The organism is Thioclava sp. JM3, from assembly GCF_002213185.1.
Classification (GTDB): Bacteria; Pseudomonadota; Alphaproteobacteria; order Rhodobacterales; family Rhodobacteraceae; genus Thioclava; species Thioclava nitratireducens.
On sequence record NZ_NBOB01000020.1, the window covers coordinates 1 to 19,919 of the forward strand.

The window sequence follows — 19,919 nt, forward strand, 5'->3', positions numbered from 1 at the left end:
ACTACTACACGCTGACCATCCGCGACCACGGCTTCAACGCCAACCTCGGCAAGGCCGCGAACCAGGACGATCTGTCCCTGCAGGCCGTCATCCCCTGGGGTCCCAAAGACGCCGCGTGACGGCTAAGGCCGGTCGGTTCTCCACCGACCGGCCCATCAAGACTCCAATCTTGAACGCGTTCAAGATTGGAGTTTTAGGGGTGGTGGAGCTTCTAAATAAGCGCCTGAAACTCATAGGCGCGTGGTATCTTTATTTTTCCTCCAAAACCGTGCTACCATAGAAGCAGAATCGAGTCGAACTCGGACCCAACCGAAGTCAGGGCTTAGGAATGAGCGGTAGTCTAGAACAGTTTTTGACGGACCTGTCACGTGGGCTTGAGCGCACGATGGTGGCAGTGAACAAGGAACTCACCTTGCGTCAGCGCATCAAGCGCACGTGGTCAATGCGCCAGTGCGCAAGGTTTATGAACGTCAGTATTCAGTATCTAACCAAGTTCGCCAATTCGAGCGACGACTTTCCCGCGGGCGAATATGTTGGAAGAGAGCGTGTTTTCACGCTTTCCGAATTGATGCACATGCGGGCCCTTCTGGCGGCCTCGGCAAAGCGGCCCTACGACTACCTAGCCTGGCGCAAACCCGACGCCCCCTTACCCGTCATCTCGTTTGCCAGCCAGAAAGGGGGCACGGCTAAGAGCCTGAGCGCCGCGCATTTTGCGCAGTATCTCAGCTTGCATTACGGCATGCGCGTTGGTGTCATGGATGCAGACCCGCAAAGCACGATAACGCTCTACTTTGTCGGGGGTGAAGGTCTTCCCCAGATGCCCGACGAAAACACCGCCTCCATGGTGGACTTTGCCGGCCTCTTCCAGTCGGAAGATGCGCCATACACTGATCACGATGCGCAGACGCTCGACAGCTTCTTTCTAAAGACCTCCTGGCCGGGGCTGCGTCTGCTGCCGGCACATGGCGAAACGTCTGAGGGAGAGATCCAGATTGCGCGCCTTGTGCGAGAGGCCCCCGCCGGAAAGAGCTTCTATCGCTACCTGCGCGATGCCCTTGATCGCTGGAAAGCGGGCCACCCGCCAAAAACGCTGCCCAACGAATTGGTAGTCGAGGGCAAGGTCGATCAGCAGCGACTGAACGCTGCGCTGACCGAGACCCTCGATGTCATCATCATCGACTATCAGCCTGCGTTGACACTTTTCCAGCTGAATAACGTGATTGCGTCGACTTCGCTGGTCATCCCGCAAACCATGAAGGGGTTTGACATCGCAACGCTGTCGACCTTTGTGACCGGCCTGCTGGGGATGCTTCAGCATATTCTGGCCCATGAACGGATCGAAATAGGAACTGGTGCCAACATGCTGTTGCCGACGATCGTCCAACGATCCAATGCGCAGGATCTAAACCACATCGGAAACCTGCTGGAACACTGCCCCACGGAAATTCTGCCGGTGTTTTATCTGCGTTCCGACGCAATCTCGAATGCGTCGGACGTCTATCAATCCGTATACGAATATGAGCCGGACACGCCGGGAAAACGCAAGGGGATCAACCGGTTCATCACGAATGCCGATGCGGTTAACGACGCCATAGTATCGCGACTCTGGCCGGGCTTCGAACGCGGTTATGCCAATACATGGATGGACGAGTTCTATGAAGATGACGGCGAGGGTGAAGCATGAAACGCAGTATTCCAAGGTCGCTGGTCAGCAAGGCTACTAGTCCCGACACATCCAAGGAGCGCACGCCCGGTCCCGAAGGCCGGGCAGAAACGGGCGACGCTGTTTCTACTCCTTTCAAGGGGGCCGGCAGTGCTTGGAAATCAGGGGCGCTTGCGCAATCGCAAGCCGCTGTGGAGCGAAGCAGAGCTGAGCTTTGTTCGGATATCTTAAACGGCCGCCACGAAATAAGCCTGTCGCCAGACCAGATATCAGATCCGATGGGGACAGACCGCCGTCAAGACTGGATGTCCCAGGAAGCATTCAGGTCTCTGGTAAACAGCATTGCCTCGAACGGGCAGGACACACCCATTCTGGTGTGGCCCGAGGATCCGGATTGGGAGCCGGATCCGTTGGAGCCGTCGAACGTCACTGGTGTTCCATTTGTCATGCTTACAGGACGCCGCCGACTGGCGGCCGCGTCGGAGTTGGGTTTACCTCTTCGTGCAATCCTCGCTTCGCCGGAAGCGCGAAACGCCGAGAACAGCAAGTTTGAGATGTTGTTTCTGCGGTTCCGCGAGAATGAGGAGCGCGAGAATCTTAGCCCATTTGAGCGTTTGGTTTCGATTGGTGAAATGTATGAAACGTTGGCTTCTGGGGCAGACAAGCTGACAGCTGTGGCCTTCGCAAAGAAAATTGGCGTGCATGAGAGCCTAGTCTCACGAGCGAGGTCTGTTTTCGCTGCGCAGGATCAGATCTTGAACGCGTTCAAGAATGTCTACGACATGAGCTTTCGTGATTTGCAGGGAGCCTTAGCGAGCTTGGAGAGGGTGAACAAACCCAAGCTCAAACCGAAGGCAAAGCCCAGAAAGCTCACGGTCAAACGCAAGGTGGGCAACCGAAATCTTTCGGCGACTTCAGTCGATGGAAACCTATCCATCAAGGTTGCAGGTGTGCCGATAGACCAAGAGCGTCTCGAGAAGCTCGGAGATTTAGTCGCCGACTACTTGAGCGCCGAAGGTTCGGGGAAGGAAACCGACTGACGACAATGTCAGCGACATATCCTCCAGAACGACGAGGCAAGGAGCAAAAAGGAACGACAATCGAAATAAAGGCAAAAGAAAAGCCCCCAAGCGGTGTGGCCTGAGAGCTGATCTTAATGGTTTGGTCACCTTCAAGATAAGTCTCGCAGGATTCACTGTCAACGACGAACGCTCCTGAGCGAACGGCTTTCTTTTGCCTCCACATAAACGGAGGTGAGATACAGGCATGAAACATACAGGTTGGCGCAAGCCGACACCGGGTCTTGGGGTTGCTGAGCAACTTGCCCAAGCCGGTGAACGGGTAGCAGTACCCAAAACACGGGCATTCGTGGCACTTAAGCGCGTGGGGGCACATATCGGCTTGAAGGCCGGAGACATGTTGCTCCTCGACACGCTCGGGGCCTTTACCCAGGCCCAGGACTGGGAGGAGGGGCAGCGTCCGATCGTCTGGGCGTCGAACGCCTATCTGATGGAGCAAACGGGTTTTTCGCTGTCTGCCCTCAAGCGCCACGCGCGGCGCCTTGCTGAGATCGGCGTGATCTCCTTCCAGGATAGCCCCAATGGCAAGCGGTGGGGCCGCAGAGACGTCGATGGCCGCATCGTCGAGGCCTATGGCTTCGATCTGTCGCCGCTCTCAGCCCGTGTCGAGGAGTTCGAGGAGCTTCATGCTGAGTTGCAGGCTGAACGCGAGCTCTGCCTACGCCTGAAGCGCCAGATCACTGTGGCGCGCCGGATGATCCGAGCCCGGATCGAGGCAGCTCTCAGCAGCGCTCTGCGTGGGCCCTGGAGGCAATTCACGGGGCTTTTTGAGGAGCTTCTGGAACGACTTCCGCGCCGTCATGAAGCTTCAGAGCAGTTGGAGCGGCTATTGGCATGGTTCAAGGAACTCCAAGAACGGGTCGAGGCGGCTTATCTTAAGGCGACTGTTGCGACAAAACCTGTGGAAAACACCGATGATAAACACGCCCAAGTCACGAAGAAGACTCAAGAAATGAACCCCAGGGAGGTCATTTCTGAACCTCATATACTAATTACAAACCAACTTAATCCTGTAACTAGTAATTCCTCTGAAAAAGAGGAAGCGGCGGGTGTGGTGCCTAATGCCCAACCCGAAGAGCGGGTTGATAGGGAGCTGGAAGACTGGGTTGCCGAGGTACGCAAGAAGCGGACAGCGCTCGATCTGCCGACAATCATGCAGGCCTGTCCGGAATTCGCATCCTGGGCGCGGAATTTGGGTGGATTCCTGAAAGATTGGGGCGATCTGCACCGGGTTGCCGGTCAACTCAGGCCGATGATCGGGATCTCTGAGCATGCCTGGAACGTGGCGCAGGACCGAATGGGCACCCAGGTGGCCACGGCCGCGTTTGCCCTCGTCTTCGAGAAGCACAGTGCGGGCGAGGTTGCCTCGCCGGGCGGCTATCTGCGGGGCATGGTCGAGAAGGCCGGGGCAGGGGAGCTGCATCTCGAGCGCAGCTTCTATGGTAGGCTCAGTGGGCAGGCGGCGTGATAGGGCAGGGGCTCAGAGACCGGCGGCTTTGGTCAGGTTCACCCGGAACCGGTCCCGGCGGCGCTGATAGCGGCGGGTCATCTCGGCGGAAGCGTGGCCGAGGTGTTTCTGGACGTAGCGCTCGTCGACTTCGGCGGAGCTGGCGAGACCGGCGCGCAACGAATGGCCGGAGAACAGCGCCAGGCGGTCTTTCTCAGGCAGGTCCGACCGGATGCCGGCGTCGAGCACGGTGCGCTTGATCAGGCGCGCGACGTGTTTGTCGTTGAGGCGTGTCTCCAGCGCCTTCTTGCCGTCCCGCGAGGTGCCGACAAAGATTGGGCCAAAGTCGATCTTGGCGAAGTGCAGCCATTGTTCGAGCGCATGGACAGGGCAGGTCTGATCCTTGGAGCCGCGGCCGATCTCGACCTCGCGCCAGCCGGTCTTGGCATTGAGGGTGAGCAGGGTGCCCTTGTCGAACACTTCAACCCAGCCGCCCGAGTCCGGCGTGTCGTCCTTGTGGACATCGAGGCTGACGATTTCCGAGCGACGAAGGCCGCCGGCGTAGCCCAGCAGCAGGATCGCGCGATCCCTGAGGCCGCGCAGGTCAAAAGGCAGGGTGGCCACCATCGCAAGGATGTCATCGGCCAGGATCGCTTCCTTTTGCACCGGCGGACGGGCGTGTTTGCGTTTGATCCCGGCCAGCACGGTGGCGATATGGCGGTTCTTGCGATCGAGGGCAAAGCCGCGCTGCGCATAGTTCCAGGCGAGGCCCGACAGGCGGCGGTCGATGGTGCTGACCGATAGGGCAGGGGAGGGGCCCGCTCCGGACGCCAGGTCCGCAAGGTAGAGCCCGATCATTTCGGGCGACGGGGGCAGAGTCTCCGCGCCCTTCATCCGGCACCAGCGCGCGAAATGCGCCCAGTCTTTCGCATAGGCCTTCAGCGTATTGTCCGAGGCCGCGGCGCGCGCATAGTCGCGCGCGGTATCCACCAGCCGATCGAGCGTGCCTGAACCAGCCACAAAGGAAGGAAGGCTCAAAGCCTCGCTGCTGGGATGATCTCTCTCGTTGTTCTCGCTGACCGAAGGCCCATTTGGCGGCTTTGAGATCGATTTCTCGTTGTTTTCTGACATGTCGCTGAGCATATTCTTTGGTGTCCGATAATGCAAACTTATTGGACATAGCGGAGAGCAGCAAGGTGGGGCGGTTTATACCGTATATTGTGGACGAAAGCGCCGTGACGGGATATCCTTGTGGCATGACATACCAGCCCGCCCCGATCTCCCACGACCCTCACACGCTACCGCAGTTGCCCGGTTGGGTCACCTCCGGGCGTGCGAAAACCCCTGAAACTGTGGCCTTTCGGTCGGGCGCTGCACTAACAGTGCTCGATCAGCTGATCGGCGATCCCAAGTTTGGCGTGCCGGTCAGACTGCTGGCCAACCGGCTAGCGCTCAGCGCTGCGACGGCGACGTCGAAACTGGAAGGACGGCTGGCGCGAGAGGCGGATATCCGCGACGCCTATCATCTGACGCCGCCGGGCGAGGCAAGGGGACCCGATGGCGATCTGCTGGCGTTCTGGAGAGACACCGTGCGCCCGCGAGCGGGCGAAACTGACGAGATTGCCGACCTGGTTGGCGCAGAGTACGCGGGCGAGGCGGGCGTCTGGCTTGATGCGGGATTGGAGCGCGCCCGTACGCATGGGCCGTTGGCGGGCAGCGGGGCCGTTCTGCGAGACGTGCTCCATGCCGACGATCGGGCGGAGCGGGTCGCCTGCCTGCTTTCAGACATCGTCCTGGCGCGCCTGCTGAACTGGAAGACGGTGTTGCCGATTTCTGCGCGGCGGCTGACGAAGGCGGCGCTGCGGAACCTGACCTCGAACGGGCAGGGGGCTGAGCTCGCAGTCCAGGTGCGGATCCTCGAGTCCATCGAAAAGACGATCCGGTTGGCGCGGGGCCTCGCCTGCCGCGCCGAGGCGCTTCGGGTCGTCGCCCCGAAGCTGCGGGCCAAAGGGTCGGAGGCCGCGGTCGACCTGTTCCTGACCGAGGATGCCGTGGCCCCGGCCTCGATGTTGTCGCCGCGCATCCGTGGCACCAACATTCCGATGTCCGACCGCGCGGCGCGACGGTTCTGCGACCGTCTGGTCGAGCTGGGCGTGGCGCAGGAGTTGACCGGGCGACCGACCTTCCGGCTTTATGGGATCGCATCATGAATGTCGCGACCAGAAAGCGGAAACCGGTGGAGGAAGGCGGCGCCGTCTTTGACCGGGAGCTCGACGACCTGCCACAGGAGCTGCGCTGGCGCGAGTGGATGGGCCGGATCGAGGCGGTGCTCTTTGCGAGTGCCTCGCCGGTCGGCCGTGAGGACCTGGCGCGCGTGGTGGGGCAGGGGGCTTCGGTCGAGATGCTGATCGACGACATCCAGGCGGAGCTGACAGGGCGGCCCTACGAGCTGGCTCAGGTGGCCGGCGGCTGGATGTTCCGGACCAAGTCCCAGTTCTCTGATGCCATCAAGGCCGCCGCCGATCTGGGTGACCAGCCGCTCTCCTTCACCGAGATGGAAATGGGGGTGCTCTGCGCCATCGCCTATCACCAGCCGATCGACCGGGCGGGTCTGGCCGACATCTTCGGCAAGGAGGTGAGCCGCGATCTGCTGGCCCGGCTGCGCTACAAGGACCTGATCGCGAGCGGACCGCGCTCGCCGCGACCCGGTGCGCCGCATACCTTCGTGACCACGGAGACCTTCCTGGTGACGTTTGATCTGGAAAGCTTGCGTGACCTGCCAGAACTGGAACTCTAAAGAAATGAGGGTTGAGTAGCATTGAAAGGCGAACACGAATGACAACCGAATGGGAGTGGATCGTCCCCTTCAAGGGACGAAACCATTCAGGGTCCGTCGAACAGAACTTTCTCTGTAGAGCAGGCAATGTCTACGTGATGGACAATCATCGTGCAGCCCTGTGGTGCTGGCTGCAGGAACTCGATCTCACCGCATCCCATTCCCTCATACACATCGACCGTCATCCCGACGCACTTCAGAGCCGTTTGGATGAATGGCTTAAACATTTGCCAAGTTGGGCGGCTGGGATCGACGCTTACCTCGGAAAGACCTACCGGAGCGACGGCTTCGATTGTTCTGTCATCCGCTGGGACAACTATCTCTCCATCTACCTGCGGGAGTTCGGGGACAGCCTCACGACATTCCGATGCCTAACCCATGAAGATGGGGACTCACCGAACTTCGGCCATCCGATGTACAGTTCGCCATGGGAACTACCCGAGAACCTCTCGTATTGGCTTGCCGAAAGGGAAGCGCCATGGATCGTCAACATCGACCTGGATTACTTCTACTGCCAGTTTGAGTCTGACATTCGCATGATGGTCTCCGATGACTACATTGATGCCGTCGCTTCAGGCCTCAAGGATGCGATGGATCGTGGCACGATCAGAGTTCTTACGCTTTGCCTGACGCCGGATAGCTATACACCAAGCTGGGCGGCGACCGAGGCCCTGGCTGCCCGGATTCTGGAGCGACTCGATCTGGCATTCCAGCTTCCGGATGTTGTTGAACCCATGTAGCGAGACAGATACCTACAGCCAGAGTTTATCGATCCCCCAATCCTTTGATACCTTACAGCATGAGCCGCATCGACCCCGCCAACTTCCGACAGGACAGCATTTCCGACAGATACGTCTGCACAAAGTGCTTTGGCGACGAAGATCTCAAGGACGTCATCCGGAATGATGGGGACCCCGGTCGGTGCAGCTATTGCCACGCACGTCGCCGGAAGGTTTTGCCCCTTGAAGTAATCGCGGAGTTCATCGAGCGCAGGATGGGAACATTCTACGGCACCGCGGTCGACCAGTTGCCCTACAATTCCCGTGAAGGTGGTTACCTGGGGTCGCATTGGGATACGCAAGAACTGCTCTTCGACGAGATTGGTCTGACTATCGAAGCTCGAGATCATGACCGGCTGATGGACGATCTGCTCTGCGAGATCGAGGACGACGTCTGGTGCGAGTACGACTGGCTTTCCCTCGAATTCGACGACAGCATGACGTATAGCTGGCGCGATTTTCGGCGCATCACGATGTCGGAGAGAAGGTTCTTTTTTCACTCTGTCGGCGCAAGCGATGTGTCGCACCCGGATGAACGCTCTGCTGGAATGTTTCTTGTCGAACTCGCAGAGCTCATCGATGAACTCGGATTGGTGCGCTCGGTGCCTGTTGGGCAATCCTACTATCGCGTGCGGAACCAAACCGTGCCGCCATTCGAACCTACGGCTGCCGCCCTTGGCCCGCCACCCGCCCGCATCTGTCTGCAGTCAAACCGAATGAACCCGCCGGGGATCCCAATGTTCTACGGGGCTGAAGATGGTCCCTCTGCAATCGCCGAGGCTCGCGCGAAGGAGCCTGTATTGGCGCGCTTCCAAACCGAGATGCCGATCATCCTGGTCGACCTTGCCGAGCTTCCACGGATTCCGGGGTTCTTTTCGAGTGCGCCTCGGCGGGTTCGTCAGGGCCTGTCGTTTCTGCACCAACTGACTCGCGAGATGGCGGAGCCGGTCGAGCAGGACAATCGTGTGAATGTCGACTACATCCCGACGCAGATCGTTACTGAGTTCTTCAGGGACTGGTCATTCTCTGCAGGAAGCCCCCACGGCATCCGCTACGTTTCGGCTTTGGGGTCTACGGCCGCCAATGTCGTGCTCTTTGCCGGCCCTGAAAACGTCGTCGATGCCGATGCGTCCGAAGATGGTGCTTGGCTGCGGCTTGTAGAGGTTGAATATCCATGACCTGTCCTTCCTGCTGCTCAGGAGATGGAGGTTTCTTGGCGGTACTTGATCCGCGTCGTCACCATCAGGTGGAACGCCATGCCGCCGCTATCGCACCCGACGCAGCAGGTTATCGATGAGTTGATTTGGCAAAAAGACCGCCTTGTCGTCCCGCCAAAGCCTCAATGCCGTTTCAAGCAACTTGGGGTCACAAAGGCTGTCCCTCAGTAGTTGGTCGACCACCCATAGAACGCCATGCGCGGCGATCCCGTTGTCCTCGGCGACGCGCCGCAGCAGACGGTCTCCGGTGAGCAAAATAGCTTCCGCATGCACCTGTGCCGTCACGAGACAAAAGCAATCGTTCGCCGACAGACGCCCGTGCCGCTTCCTGAATTCGAATGCCTGGCCGACTTGGGCCGGCGGCAGGTCATACGTCGCCATGCCGCTTCCGTCGAGGAGCGCCCATTCCTGAGGTGTGAAATCCAGGATCTCGCTCGCGCGCACGGGAAGCGGTACGATGAACTCGTAGGGTAGGGCGCACAGGACGTGCAACAACCGACCCTTCCGAAGATCGATCAAACAGCTGGCGTCGTTGACGATCACGCGGGCCACGAGACGGACTATCCTCTGATGTTCTCTTCAACGGTGGGCAGCGAGAGGTGCAGCATCTGAGCGGCGCGCACCGGCGAGATCAGTTCTTCTCCTAGCGCACGCCAGACCAGGCGTTCAAAACGCTGCGGATGCTCGAAAGCGCCGAACCCCTCATCATCCCGTATCTCGTCCGGCTCGCTGGTGCGCCAGCGCCGTGCGTAGGTCCGGAACGCGTAGTCGATCATCGACTGGGGCAGGATGCCAACCTGTCCGAGGCGCATCAGCATCGCTGCTGCCGACACGCCATAGAGCCGCTTCAGCCGCATGATCTCCATGTAGGTCATGCCACTGCGCGAGGGACCGGCCTCTTCGATCAAATGATCGGTTGGTATCAGGAACGCACCGGCAAAACGGTTCATCGCCTTCTCGAGTTTGACCGCCGAGTTTCCGGTCGCCCGAATGACACGGTGCGCGAGTTCATGGGCCAGATTGAACCGCCTGCGCTCGACATTGGTGCGGCTTGAAACCACGACGACATCGGTGGAACTGCGGCCTTCACTGCGACGTACCTCGCAGGCCAGCCCATCGAAGCGCTCGGCGAAATCGGCTTCGATGACCTTTATGCCCTTGTCCTCGAGCAGCCGCGACATGCTGGGAATAGGGTCGTTGCCAAGCTTCCAGTGCTTTCGCAGCTTGCGCGCGAGCACGTCCAGATCTTCGTACCTCGCGACGACATCGGTCACCAGATCGCCGAATGGGTCACCCGGCGGCGCGATCTCGAGAATGTCCTCGATCGCCAAGTAGTCCTCTAGCATTTCTATGACGATGGCTTCCGCATGAGCGCGATCGCTCGCAGAGGTGCTGGAGTGCTTGCGAAATTCGATGCCGACGAGTTCCTCGACCTGGCCTCCCATCAGGAAATCGAGTGACACGCCAAGCGCCTTGCTCAGTCCGACGAGGACCGAGGAGGACGGGTTCATCTTGTCCGCCTCGTATTTGCTAATGGCCTGTGCGGTGATCCTTGGTGAGGTGCGGTCGGCAAGCCCCTGCATCGACAAGCCCGCCTTCTTGCGGGCCAATCGCAACCGTTGTCCAAACATGGTCTGCTCCCGTAAAACGTCGGTTGATAAACGACATTTAATACTGTATATATCAACACAAGATTGACGAATCGTCAAGGAAAAAAGGCACTTGGAGATTAAAATGACCAAGAAAAATCAGCATGTTGTTCCCCACAAAGACGGTTGGGCCGTGAAAGGCGCCGGCAATTCGAAGGCAACGGCCATCCACCCGACGCAGCAAGCCGCAATCACCCAGGCGCGGGACATCGCCCGCAATCAGGGCTCGGAAATGCTGATCCACGGAACCAACGGTCGCATCCGCGAGCGCAACACCTACGGCAAAGACCCCTATCCCCCGGAAGGCTAAGTGAATTATGAGACGTATCCTGTGCATCGATGGCGGTGGCATCAAAGGCACGCAACCCGCGGCCTTTCTGGCGGGTTTGGAAGAAGACCTTGATGAACCGATTGGCCGCTACTTCGACCTGATTGCGGGAACGTCAACCGGGGGTATTCTCGCGGTCGGCCTCGCCCTCGGCATCCCGGCAAAGACCCTTCTAGAACTCTACGAAAACCGCGGGCCAACGATCTTCGGGCAAGCGGGGGACAAGAGTTGGCTGGGGCGAAAGGCCCGGGACGCGCGTGCCGCCCTGCGTCACCTGGTCAAGCCCAAGCACGAGGCATCCACGCTTCGGGACGAGCTCCGCGCCGTCATCGGTGACAAGCTCATCGGCGAAGCGGAGACCCGGTTGCTGATCCCGGCCTGGGATGCCGATCAGCGCAGCGTCTACATCTACAAGACGTCGCATCATCCACGGCTTACCAAGGATTACCGGAAGCCTGCCCTCGACGCGGCGATGGCGACGTCGGCCGCACCGACCTATTTTGCGCGCCACAAGACGGTGGATGATGTCGGACTCCTCGATGGCGGCACCTGGTGCAACAATCCGGTGGGCGTCGCGACCGTCGAAGCGATCTCGATGCTCGGCTGGTCTCCGAAGGACCTGCACATTCTGAGCCTTGGCTGTGTCGACGAGGTCTACATGTTGCCTGAATCTCCCGGCAAGGCCGGTCTCGGGCTGAAGGCCCTCAGTCTTTTCATGGACGGGCAATCCCGCGGAGCGCTCGGCATTGCCCGTCATCTGACAGGCGATCCGCACGACCGGACGGCTGTTCACCGGTATTCGCCGAGCGTGCCTCAGGGTTTCTTTTCCCTCGACGACACCACCAAGATCCAGAGGCTCAAGGGGCTTGGCGCCTCGAGCGCTCGGCACGCGAGCCCCACCCTGACCCCCATCTTCTTCCAGCAACCTGCCGAGCCGTTCGTGCCCGTGCATCAACTCGAACGGAACGCGGCATGAACCAGATCTTCTCGCACCCCCTCACCGATACCGCCATTCAGCGGCGGGCGCAGGTCTTCACGATCCTCGAAGAAATCTGCCAGGAGTTGGAATGGACCCAGACCCAGTTTGAGAAAGCCCGAACCAGCTACGAGGCGGTCGCGGACTGGTTGTCCGGATCGAGCGACCCGATGCTAGCTTCCCTCCATGTATATCTGCACGGCTCTGGCGCACTCGGCACCTCGATCAAACCAATCGGACGCGACGAGTTCGATGTCGACCTGATCAGCTTCATCCTCGGTCTTGGCCCGGCAATCGCACCGGCACGCCTGAAGGCTGCGATTGGCAAGCGCCTGCGCGAACATGCCTACTACGCGTCGATCCTGGAAGAAAAGAAGCGCTGTTGGCGCCTGAACTACGCCAGTGACTTTCACCTCGATATCTCCCCGACCATTGCCAATCCGAACTGCATTAACGGCGGCGAGCTGGTGCCCGATCGCAAGCTGCGGGATTGGCACGCGACGAATCCCCGGGCCTATCGGACCCTCTTCGACGAACGGGCGGCCCTTGTCCCGAGGATGACGCAGTCGATCATCGCGGCGCAGCGCGATGCGGCCACGACCGAGCCCTTCCCAGTCCGTCAGTCCGTCAAAGGCATTCTGCGGCGGACCGTGCAGCTCCTGAAGCGTCACCGGGATCTGGAGTTCCTGCATGTTCAGGAAGAAATCGCGCCGATCTCGATCATCATCACGACCCTGGCCATGCGATCCTATGAGATGTGTGTCAGGCGCCACGTGTTCGCAGATGAGCTCCAGGTGCTGATCGACACGATCCGTCTGATGCCGGTCTTCATCGAACGCCCGTTGGTCAATGGCCGCCAAATCTACGCGGTCTGGAACGAGACGACCGAAGGCGAAAATTTTGCCGAGCGTTGGAACGAAGAACCCGCGCGGGTCGAGGCCTTCTACAAATGGCATGGCAAGGCGCTTGCGGATTTCGAATCCCTGCGTGACCTCGTTGGCCTCGACGCGATTGTCGGCTCCATGAAGGACAGCCTGGGTGACAAACTTGTTGCCCGGACCATGAACCGGCGGATGGATGCGCTGAACGAAGGGCGCAAGACGGGCGCTCTCATGCTTGGTGCCGGTGTCGGCTTGACGACCCAAAAATCGACCGCTTCGACGCCCGTTCCCAAGAACGAGTTCTTCGGGGACTAGGCGCGATGGCGGGATCGACCACGAGAAACCGACTGTCATTGCCCCAGCAGTACCTGTTCCTTCAGAGGTCGAAGACGATCTCCGGCGAAGGTGTGCTCGGGCCCGGTCGTTTAGAGTGGCGATTCCAGGCGCAACCGACGCCGCTTTCCCGGTCGTATCAGGTCACTCTTGTCCTGGAGACGTACGGGACGCCGGACGTTCGGGTCGTAAAACCTGACTTGAGGTTGCTCGCCGGTGGACGCGACCTGCCGCATATCTACCACAACCCGGATCGGCTCTGTCTCTATCTGCCCGGGACCGGGCAATGGGACGCCAGCAAGCGTCTGGACCTCACCATCATCCCCTGGACCCACCTCTGGCTGGTCTATTTCGAGGAATGGATCGTGTCGGACGACTGGAAAGGCGGGGGAAAACACCCTGGAGAGGATGACCCAGACGAGGGCAACCGCGCGTTGCGCCGCAGCCTGCGCCGTATGCGTTGAGTTTCGCACCCGCGACGTTCTCAGCTTGGCTCGCAGACGTGTCGGCTAGTGGTTGTCAGAGTTGGTAGAGACTGGAGATCAGGCCGAGGCCAGTTTCTCGATCAATGGGGACACCAAATGTATTCGGGTCGAAGTCTGTCAGCCCGTTCACCCGCTCCACATAGGCCCTGAGGTCAGCTTTCAGTGGCTCGGTGACCTCGATGGGCTGATCGGTCGGGAGAAGTTGAAGCAACCTAAACACATCGTTCCGGTGCTTCCTGATATCGCTTCCCTTGGCATTCGCGTCGCCATCATCTTTTCGCTGAGACAGGTCGACGAATGCTCTGGCCTTGAATGGGATGAGCAGGCGTTCATCGAGAACAAGAATATCGTCAATGGCGCGACGGCTCTCAAGGAGTGCCTCGTAGTAGTCCGTGTCCAGCAGGATCGCGGAAAGGCTCAGGGTTTCGTCCGAAACCTCCACCACCGTCAGCCCCGCATCCTCCGGAATTTCCAGCGCTTCGGGCTTTCGCGCAAAGAGCTCGAGCATTGCCGGATACGATGGGTCGGTCGGCTTGTGGAACCTGTAGAACTCCCGGCGGCCGTTGCTGCGTTCGCGCGCCTGGTAACCTCCGCTATCCAGGAAGGCCTTCAGGGACTGTGCGAAGGACGGATCCACCACCTCTACGCAGAGCACCATGTCGATGTCGTTGGTCTGGCGGAAATCGATGCCGACCTCCTCGAAAATCATCGAACATGCGGTGCCGCCGATAACCGCATAATGGTCGGCATGGTCCGCGAAATGCTCTCGAAACTTGTCCAGACCGACTACCACGCGAATTGCTCCAACAATTGTTCCGCAGCGGCTTCCAGCCGCTCGTCGGGGTTATCGCGGAACTGCAGGTAGAGCGACAGCACATCGACCTCACGTGCACCCGACACGATATCGGGGTCGTACCACCAAACGTCGATCGCGAAGTTCGGCTCCTCTTCCTGTTCGACCTCTTTCCCAAACTCGCCACTTTGAATCCGCTTCCAGTCCTTTGGCCCGGCAGCAAAACGCATGATGCGGGGCCTGGACATTGTCGATCGCTCCGAGAGTGCACTTTCGCCACCGGTTGGCAGATACTCAGGCAATGGGCTGCCGTAGAAGCCCTTCGGCAGGGAGGGTGCCCGAAACCAATGTTCGGCTTTGACCGGTGAGCGCAGTCTTGAAGCTGCGGCTTCGAACAATTCTCGAGGAGCTTCGGAGAACTGGATATGCTTGCTGCGCCCTCGCGTTTCCACATGCGCAAGCTCGCTGGCTTCCAGCTCTTCGAAGGCGCGGCCGATCGACATTGCCGAGTATCGCAAGATTTCCGCGAGATCGCTCGGTCGTGCGTCTTCCACGTCCCTGAGGTTCAGGTGTCGCAAGAAGAGTGCCTGCGATGCCGGCGAAAGCTGGTCCTCTGCAAAATCGCGTCTTCGCCGAAAATGCTCCCGGAGGTCCATGGCAAGCTGCGGGATGAACAGTTGATTGCCCGGGACAATAAAGGCCGCGGACTCCTCGATGAGCCGGCTGCGTTGATAGGCGGATAGGTGGTCCAGGACCAATACGAGGATTCCCTCAAAGTGGCGTTGGATAGCTCCAAGCTGTTTGGAAATGCCTGTAGGATTCTTGGCGTCCTCTGACATCGGCACGACGAGCAAGATCGTATGCCCGAAGAGCTCCGTTTGTCGGTACTCGAACCCATTGGCAAGAAAGAGCGGCAACCCTTTCTTGCTCCCCCAGGCCTTCAGGCTGGCTGGCACATGAAGCGTTGTACGCAGGTGAGACTGCGCATCCTTGATGAGGTCCTGGCAGGATTTCTGATCCGCTTCTAACATGAATTTGGAAGCTAACATTGATAGTGTTAGTTTTCAAGGATAATGTTAGTATCGTCGCTGCGAACCGTGATCCCTGTGCCGACCGTGCTTCCGCAGGCGGCGACGCGGTCAGATGCCAGTTGCATGATGGTGCGATCCGTCCTATCTTGTAGACGCTCTTGGCAGGAGCATGGCACTCGCCGTTCCGAAGCTGCAGGCAGCACTGCCCGAAGATCTTTCTAGCGATCCCCATCAGCTAACACTCTGGCTTGTAGGGCGGTAGGCGAGTGACGTTCGGTGTCAAGCCGGGAGATAGCTATGTTGATCGATGGTCCACGACCTACCACCCTTGTTGGGGTGAAACGCCTTGCCAAGCAGCTGAAGAAGACAAACGGAATCAAGCATTCTGACGCGCTTGATCTTGCTGCCAAGTCTGCCGATTGTGTCAACTTTCGTCACGCACAGCGCACTTTGCCTACCAGTGGTTTCACGAACTCCAAGCCCTATGTGTTGCTGACGATCTACTGGATCGACAAGGAGCGCGGCCATCGCTGCGGGCGGGAAACACTGCGGATCGAGCTTTCCAAGCCTATCCTCGAACTCTGCCCTAAAAGTGCGCTCAGATATGTTCGCGGATTCGGAAACCTTCGAATGGTTGCCGATGACCATTTTGTCTGTGATGACATTGCCCACAAGCAAGAATATGCGCGGGATCGGCTTTGTGCAGCTGAGCGTTCGCTTCGTTTCATGGAGCATACCGGACTGCGACCAAACCGAGACCGCAGGAACTACCCCAGAATTCTGGACACCGACAAACTGCCCAATATCGACCATTCGACAGACTGGGTAGATCCGGCCAGTAGTCAATTCGTCCTGATTGACGAGCCCTATGGCAACGCGCCCGACGATTCAAATCGCGCAGCATGGGCGACCCGCAACGGCTGGCGGCTTGAAAAGGCGTCTTGGCCCGGGATGTATCGGCCCTACGATTGCGATCTCTATGTCGGTATCGACACACGCTCAGGATACGACGTTGACGCTCTGATGGAAAAGATCAATGCCATGCCAGAGCCAGTCGTCAGCGAAAACTGGACGGGAGAATCTGTACCTTCATGGGAGACGTTTCTCAGCCCAATGGCCAAGACGAAACAGGACGAACGCCGCGCAAGGTGCAAGGGGATGATCTATCCCTCTCCGAGCAAGGCCACCGTGCCCTATAACTACAACCCCGGGTGTTCGCGCCGCCGTCCAGCTGGTGAACTCGGAATTGATGGCCATGTGCAGGCAGGCCGCGTGATCAAGACAGTGATGTCGTCGCAGTATGCGTCAGGCGGGGTCTATACGCGGTTGAATTCGCTTCGGTCGGAGCTCGAGGATTGGCTCAGCCTTGAGATTGATCGGGGGCAACTCGACGGCCCTGAGTTCTTCGAAGTCTACTATACTCGAACCGATGAGGATCAGGCGTTTCTGCAGGCATTGACCTCTGCTGACGACGTTGTTGCAGCCCTTCGTATGATAGCACGGATGTTGAAGAACGCTTATCCGGATTGCGCCCCACTTCGCCGGCAGCTCCGGCGCATTGAAATGTCCGTATCGATGATAGAAAAGGTGAGATAACTTTTGCGTTGCGCGCCAAAGGATTATTTGGCTCGCAACCGCTCTCTTCTAGGCGCGTTCAATATCAAGGCAAGGGAAACCTCTGATCATGGACTATCCGGAAATTTGTAGGGAAGCTTTTGCTTTGGTCGACGATATCGGCAACGGAGCTTTCAACAATGAGTTCAGTGAACGTGGGACACTTGCCACGACTGTTGAAGTCGCCATGCCCGTCCTTGCGATCTTTCGTCAGTTGAACCCCGATGACCCGAGCTCGATTGCTGATGCGCAGTCTCGGCTTCTCAAGATCGCCTTGGGAGAGCAGGGAGTGTTCTCGCGCTATCCTGCACTGGCCGCTTTTGCGCTTGGTGAAAGCATAGTCGTTCAGTAGCTACCAGCGAGGATGCAAGGCGGTAAAGCGAGGCAAACCTTTGCCTCGCTTGTTCGTTGCAGACGAAGCAAAACAGATCGCTAGCCAGCCTGATCGCTACCCTTTCCCTCCCGGATACGACGCAATAGCTCTTTGTCCGTTGGGTCGGCACCGTTCATAATTGCCTCCACCTGAAGGAGGTGCTGCGAGGCACGCCTCAAGTCCCGTGGAATGAGCGCTTCAGTTCTTGTTCGGGCTCTGTCCACAACAACCTCGTGCCCTTCGTGAATAGCCCACCCGAAGAACCCTCTCTCGAAACGTTCTTTCGTTTGGTCGTCTAGGTGAAGTTTTTGAGCTGGTTCACCCTCTCGTATCCGGAGAACCTGAAAGCCTCGATGAAACCCGCCCCGCCAGTTCTCTTGTCGTTGGCTGGCTCTCTGCGACCTCTTTGGCATCGGGGTCAGCGCGACCCTCACGTAGACATCCGGGTCGTCGATATTGATCAGTGCCAACGCCAGATCAAGCGGCTCGCCAAGTGTACTGTGCGTCCAAATGTTGTGATCGAGGAGGTAGCTATCGCCTTCATGCGCCCAGTATTCGCCGTCAGGAATCCAGAACATGGGCCGATCATCGAGAAGGTCAGGCGTCGCAAACCCAATCGGTTCCCAAACCTGCGTGAGTGGCTGGGACAGCCTGAACCGGATGCTCCCATGTTCCACGAATTGTTTCTGGCCGAGATGGGGGGCCACTGCCGATAACAGGCGCAACGCCACATCTAGATCGGTGACCGACGGCGTATCGCCTTCATCAAGAAGGACCCGCACCCCTTGAGAAGCATGGCTTTCGTCGGGCGTACGCCCATAGAACTCCGGAATAGAAAGCACGCAATCGAAGGGGCCAACAACGATCCGAAGCGCACTGCAAGCATTCTGCGCCAAGGTGGGGTACAATTCGATGGAGTTCAGGTTTTGGATTGCGTTGAAGACGAGTTGCGCGGCGATCGGTTCCAGGTCGGATGCATATGCTTCGGCGATGCCAATGGCGTCCCCACGATTCAAGATCAGTTTTGCGTAGATGGATGCCTCGCTGTACCCATTCCCTTCCACGACGCTGAGTTCTAATCCAATGATCGGATCGCCTGCGTGCCGCATCGTAAATAGCGGGCGGGCTTCTTCGACCAGATAGGCGAGGTCAACTCCATTCCCTGTGTTCTTCACTTCGGCCAAGCGCGCGGGGAATTCTTTTGCGCTTCGATTGATTGCGGGGATGAAACTGGTGTTCTGCCCCGTCTGTGGGTGGGCTCGCTTGGTTTGTTTCGCTTTCAGCGCCCCCCAGTTTGAGCCTGGGGAGATTGCGGCGGCAAGATCGTTCAAAAGTGTCAGCTTGGTAGGGCGATTTTCGCCGGTCCATCTTTCCAGAATTCGGTCGACGCCTTTTGACAGGTCTTCGAGCTTGATCGGGAAGGTCTCGGCTGACTGCACATCAGTGTTCAGGTTCATTTTGCTCATTCCTCTGGCGTGCCTCCGAAACCAATTCAAGCCGTGGGCCCTATAGCAGGAGTCGGAAAGCGCGCAGCTGATTGAGCAAACCGATGAATATCCAGAAGCTCGGCAAACCAGGATCCAATGGGCCCGGATCAGGTTCGCTGGGTTGGTTTCCACCTGCTGCGCCGACCTGTACTTTACAGCGCGCCAGCCCCAAGTGAGCTTCTCGAGCTTACATCGTGGACGTTCGGCAAGCAACTACCTGTGGGCCCCTCTCGATGATCTTGGCCCCTCCTGCCCTTTGGACAGGACCGCGCCCTACTCGGTCGGCTGCACGCAGCCGCCCTCCCCGAGCTGAAACGCCGCCTCTCCCTGCGACGTGCCGCTGGGCGGGCAGTCTCCTCCGGAGCCAGCCCGCCCAGCCGTCGCATGGTCGTGACAACGCTTCATCTCGGCCATTCCGGTTTCGGTCGCTGGGGCGGACGCGTGACATCAGGGATCTCTTGCCTCGCGTCTCGGCCGGTGTTTTTCCATGCTTTGCCGGACATGCTGTGCCGCCCCGTCATCCTGGGTCGCAAACGATGGTCGACGACCGCACGATCGCATTGGCCGCAGCTGGCATAAAGCCGGCGATGGTCGTGATGCGCGGATCGCAAGTTATGGGGCTGCCGTAGAGGGACCGTTCGAAATCCGGGTGAGCCGAGCACGGTGTCGAGGCTTCGACGGTCTGCCTGCTGCTCTTCCAGACAACACGCATCACGGTGCCACGGAAACCAGCCGTCGCGGCACGCGAGCCAGGGTCAGGCAAAGCTCTGACACGTCCGGGTCCGGATCGGGGCAAGAAGACAGAGAAGACACCGCCCCCCGCAGCATCTCTGTTTCCAGTTCACCCAGTTTCCTTCACGGCCACAGCACGTCTCCCTTTGTCTGAGTTGCATGACATGCTGGTCGCAGCTGTCGTCCCGTCCACAAAGGTTGTCGCCGATCTTTTTC

At 59.0% G+C, this 19,919-nt stretch carries 19 protein-coding genes; 13 read left to right on the top strand and 6 right to left on the bottom strand.

Features of this window, described 5'->3' with window-relative positions:
• Nucleotides 1-328 precede the first annotated feature (328 nt).
• The 3 genes from B6V73_RS19705 (at nt 329) to repC (ending at nt 4,210) form a co-directional block, all read left to right on the top strand.
• Nucleotides 329-1,684, top strand: a complete 1,356-nt coding sequence (locus tag B6V73_RS19705; protein ID WP_009804235.1) for a ParA family protein — start codon at nt 329-331, stop codon at nt 1,682-1,684.
• Nucleotides 1,681-2,703, top strand: coding sequence for a ParB N-terminal domain-containing protein (locus B6V73_RS19710; RefSeq protein ID WP_037207731.1), 1,023 nt, complete (start codon nt 1,681-1,683; stop codon nt 2,701-2,703). Before B6V73_RS19705 ends, B6V73_RS19710 begins: the two co-directional genes overlap by 4 nt.
• A 226-nt stretch (nt 2,704-2,929) precedes the next feature.
• Nucleotides 2,930-4,210, top strand: coding sequence for a plasmid replication protein RepC (gene repC, locus B6V73_RS19715; RefSeq protein ID WP_081940158.1), 1,281 nt, complete (start codon nt 2,930-2,932; stop codon nt 4,208-4,210).
• 12 nt (nt 4,211-4,222) lie between these two features.
• Here repC and B6V73_RS19720 read toward each other — a convergent pair whose 3' ends face one another.
• Nucleotides 4,223-5,332 (bottom strand): tyrosine-type recombinase/integrase, encoded by a 1,110-nt coding sequence (locus tag B6V73_RS19720; protein WP_008335646.1) that lies wholly within the window; start codon nt 5,330-5,332, stop codon nt 4,223-4,225.
• Between the two features lie 113 nt (nt 5,333-5,445).
• On the opposite strand from B6V73_RS19720, the gene B6V73_RS19725 reads away from it, so the two are divergent.
• Genes B6V73_RS19725 through B6V73_RS19740 form a run of 4 tightly spaced genes read left to right on the top strand, consistent with a single transcriptional unit; the run spans nt 5,446 to nt 8,982 of the window.
• Nucleotides 5,446-6,399, top strand: coding sequence for a DUF1403 family protein (locus B6V73_RS19725; RefSeq protein ID WP_088726236.1), 954 nt, complete (start codon nt 5,446-5,448; stop codon nt 6,397-6,399).
• Nucleotides 6,396-6,986, top strand: a complete 591-nt coding sequence (locus B6V73_RS19730) for an SMC-Scp complex subunit ScpB (protein WP_088726237.1) — start codon at nt 6,396-6,398, stop codon at nt 6,984-6,986. The genes B6V73_RS19725 and B6V73_RS19730 overlap by 4 nt, the downstream gene beginning before the upstream one ends.
• A 38-nt stretch (nt 6,987-7,024) precedes the next feature.
• Nucleotides 7,025-7,765, top strand: a complete 741-nt coding sequence (locus B6V73_RS19735) for a UPF0489 family protein (RefSeq protein WP_088726238.1) — start codon at nt 7,025-7,027, stop codon at nt 7,763-7,765.
• Between the two features lie 59 nt (nt 7,766-7,824).
• Entirely contained in the window at nt 7,825-8,982 is a 1,158-nt protein-coding gene (locus tag B6V73_RS19740) for a HEPN-associated N-terminal domain-containing protein (protein WP_088726239.1), read from the top strand.
• Between the two features lie 87 nt (nt 8,983-9,069).
• Here the strand turns inward: B6V73_RS19740 and B6V73_RS19745 are convergent, their stop codons facing one another.
• Entirely contained in the window at nt 9,070-9,573 is a 504-nt protein-coding gene (locus B6V73_RS19745) for a PIN domain-containing protein (protein ID WP_088726240.1), read from the bottom strand.
• An 8-nt stretch (nt 9,574-9,581) separates the two neighbouring features.
• Complete coding sequence (locus B6V73_RS19750; RefSeq protein ID WP_088726241.1) at nt 9,582-10,652, bottom strand: XRE family transcriptional regulator; 1,071 nt, start codon at nt 10,650-10,652, stop codon at nt 9,582-9,584.
• A gap of 103 nt (nt 10,653-10,755) precedes the next feature.
• Here B6V73_RS19750 and B6V73_RS19755 point away from each other — a divergent pair, with 103 nt between their 5' ends.
• From B6V73_RS19755 to B6V73_RS19770, 4 genes are read left to right on the top strand one after another with little or no spacing between them, the layout of a single operon-like run.
• On the top strand, nt 10,756-10,980 hold the full coding sequence (locus B6V73_RS19755) for a DUF2188 domain-containing protein (RefSeq protein ID WP_088726242.1): 225 nt from the start codon (nt 10,756-10,758) through the stop codon (nt 10,978-10,980).
• 7 nt (nt 10,981-10,987) lie between these two features.
• Entirely contained in the window at nt 10,988-11,974 is a 987-nt protein-coding gene (locus tag B6V73_RS19760) for a CBASS cGAMP-activated phospholipase (protein ID WP_088726243.1), read from the top strand.
• Nucleotides 11,971-13,170, top strand: coding sequence for a nucleotidyltransferase (locus B6V73_RS19765; RefSeq protein ID WP_088726244.1), 1,200 nt, complete (start codon nt 11,971-11,973; stop codon nt 13,168-13,170). Before B6V73_RS19760 ends, B6V73_RS19765 begins: the two co-directional genes overlap by 4 nt.
• Before the next feature lie 5 nt (nt 13,171-13,175).
• The gene (locus B6V73_RS19770) at nt 13,176-13,652 is read left to right on the top strand and encodes a hypothetical protein (protein WP_088726245.1); all 477 of its coding nucleotides are present in this window, start codon (nt 13,176-13,178) and stop codon (nt 13,650-13,652) included.
• A gap of 55 nt (nt 13,653-13,707) precedes the next feature.
• Here the strand turns inward: B6V73_RS19770 and B6V73_RS19775 are convergent, their stop codons facing one another.
• Entirely contained in the window at nt 13,708-14,466 is a 759-nt protein-coding gene (locus B6V73_RS19775; RefSeq protein ID WP_088726246.1) for a hypothetical protein, read from the bottom strand.
• The gene (locus B6V73_RS19780) at nt 14,460-15,515 is read right to left on the bottom strand and encodes a hypothetical protein (protein WP_088726247.1); all 1,056 of its coding nucleotides are present in this window, start codon (nt 15,513-15,515) and stop codon (nt 14,460-14,462) included. Before B6V73_RS19780 ends, B6V73_RS19775 begins: the two co-directional genes overlap by 7 nt.
• Before the next feature lie 279 nt (nt 15,516-15,794).
• Between B6V73_RS19780 and B6V73_RS19785 the strand changes: the two genes are divergently transcribed.
• Together B6V73_RS19785 and B6V73_RS19790 are read left to right on the top strand one after the other, a co-directional pair.
• On the top strand, nt 15,795-17,093 hold the full coding sequence (locus tag B6V73_RS19785) for a DUF5623 domain-containing protein (protein WP_088726248.1): 1,299 nt from the start codon (nt 15,795-15,797) through the stop codon (nt 17,091-17,093).
• A gap of 88 nt (nt 17,094-17,181) precedes the next feature.
• A complete protein-coding gene (locus tag B6V73_RS19790) occupies nt 17,182-17,463 on the top strand; it encodes a hypothetical protein (RefSeq protein WP_088726249.1) in 282 nt (93 codons plus the stop codon).
• Nucleotides 17,464-17,543: 80 nt separating this feature from the next.
• Here the strand turns inward: B6V73_RS19790 and B6V73_RS19795 are convergent, their stop codons facing one another.
• Complete coding sequence (locus B6V73_RS19795) at nt 17,544-18,941, bottom strand: hypothetical protein (RefSeq protein WP_143597953.1); 1,398 nt, start codon at nt 18,939-18,941, stop codon at nt 17,544-17,546.
• Between the last annotated feature and the right edge of the window lie 978 nt (nt 18,942-19,919).

What these genes read in the sequence shown, in the direction of transcription:
- B6V73_RS19705 (WP_009804235.1), top strand. Translation starts at nt 329, where the DNA reads ATGAGCGGTAGTCTAGAACAGTTTTTGACGGACCTGTCACGTGGGCTT.
- B6V73_RS19710 (WP_037207731.1), top strand. Translation starts at nt 1,681, where the DNA reads ATGAAACGCAGTATTCCAAGGTCGCTGGTCAGCAAGGCTACTAGTCCC.
- repC (WP_081940158.1), top strand. Translation starts at nt 2,930, where the DNA reads ATGAAACATACAGGTTGGCGCAAGCCGACACCGGGTCTTGGGGTTGCT.
- B6V73_RS19720 (WP_008335646.1), bottom strand. Translation starts at nt 5,332, where the DNA reads ATGCTCAGCGACATGTCAGAAAACAACGAGAAATCGATCTCAAAGCCG.
- B6V73_RS19725 (WP_088726236.1), top strand. Translation starts at nt 5,446, where the DNA reads ATGACATACCAGCCCGCCCCGATCTCCCACGACCCTCACACGCTACCG.
- B6V73_RS19730 (WP_088726237.1), top strand. Translation starts at nt 6,396, where the DNA reads ATGAATGTCGCGACCAGAAAGCGGAAACCGGTGGAGGAAGGCGGCGCC.
- B6V73_RS19735 (WP_088726238.1), top strand. Translation starts at nt 7,025, where the DNA reads ATGACAACCGAATGGGAGTGGATCGTCCCCTTCAAGGGACGAAACCAT.
- B6V73_RS19740 (WP_088726239.1), top strand. Translation starts at nt 7,825, where the DNA reads ATGAGCCGCATCGACCCCGCCAACTTCCGACAGGACAGCATTTCCGAC.
- B6V73_RS19750 (WP_088726241.1), bottom strand. Translation starts at nt 10,652, where the DNA reads ATGTTTGGACAACGGTTGCGATTGGCCCGCAAGAAGGCGGGCTTGTCG.
- B6V73_RS19755 (WP_088726242.1), top strand. Translation starts at nt 10,756, where the DNA reads ATGACCAAGAAAAATCAGCATGTTGTTCCCCACAAAGACGGTTGGGCC.
- B6V73_RS19760 (WP_088726243.1), top strand. Translation starts at nt 10,988, where the DNA reads ATGAGACGTATCCTGTGCATCGATGGCGGTGGCATCAAAGGCACGCAA.
- B6V73_RS19765 (WP_088726244.1), top strand. Translation starts at nt 11,971, where the DNA reads ATGAACCAGATCTTCTCGCACCCCCTCACCGATACCGCCATTCAGCGG.
- B6V73_RS19770 (WP_088726245.1), top strand. Translation starts at nt 13,176, where the DNA reads ATGGCGGGATCGACCACGAGAAACCGACTGTCATTGCCCCAGCAGTAC.
- B6V73_RS19780 (WP_088726247.1), bottom strand. Translation starts at nt 15,515, where the DNA reads ATGTTAGCTTCCAAATTCATGTTAGAAGCGGATCAGAAATCCTGCCAG.
- B6V73_RS19785 (WP_088726248.1), top strand. Translation starts at nt 15,795, where the DNA reads ATGTTGATCGATGGTCCACGACCTACCACCCTTGTTGGGGTGAAACGC.
- B6V73_RS19790 (WP_088726249.1), top strand. Translation starts at nt 17,182, where the DNA reads ATGGACTATCCGGAAATTTGTAGGGAAGCTTTTGCTTTGGTCGACGAT.
- B6V73_RS19795 (WP_143597953.1), bottom strand. Translation starts at nt 18,941, where the DNA reads ATGAACCTGAACACTGATGTGCAGTCAGCCGAGACCTTCCCGATCAAG.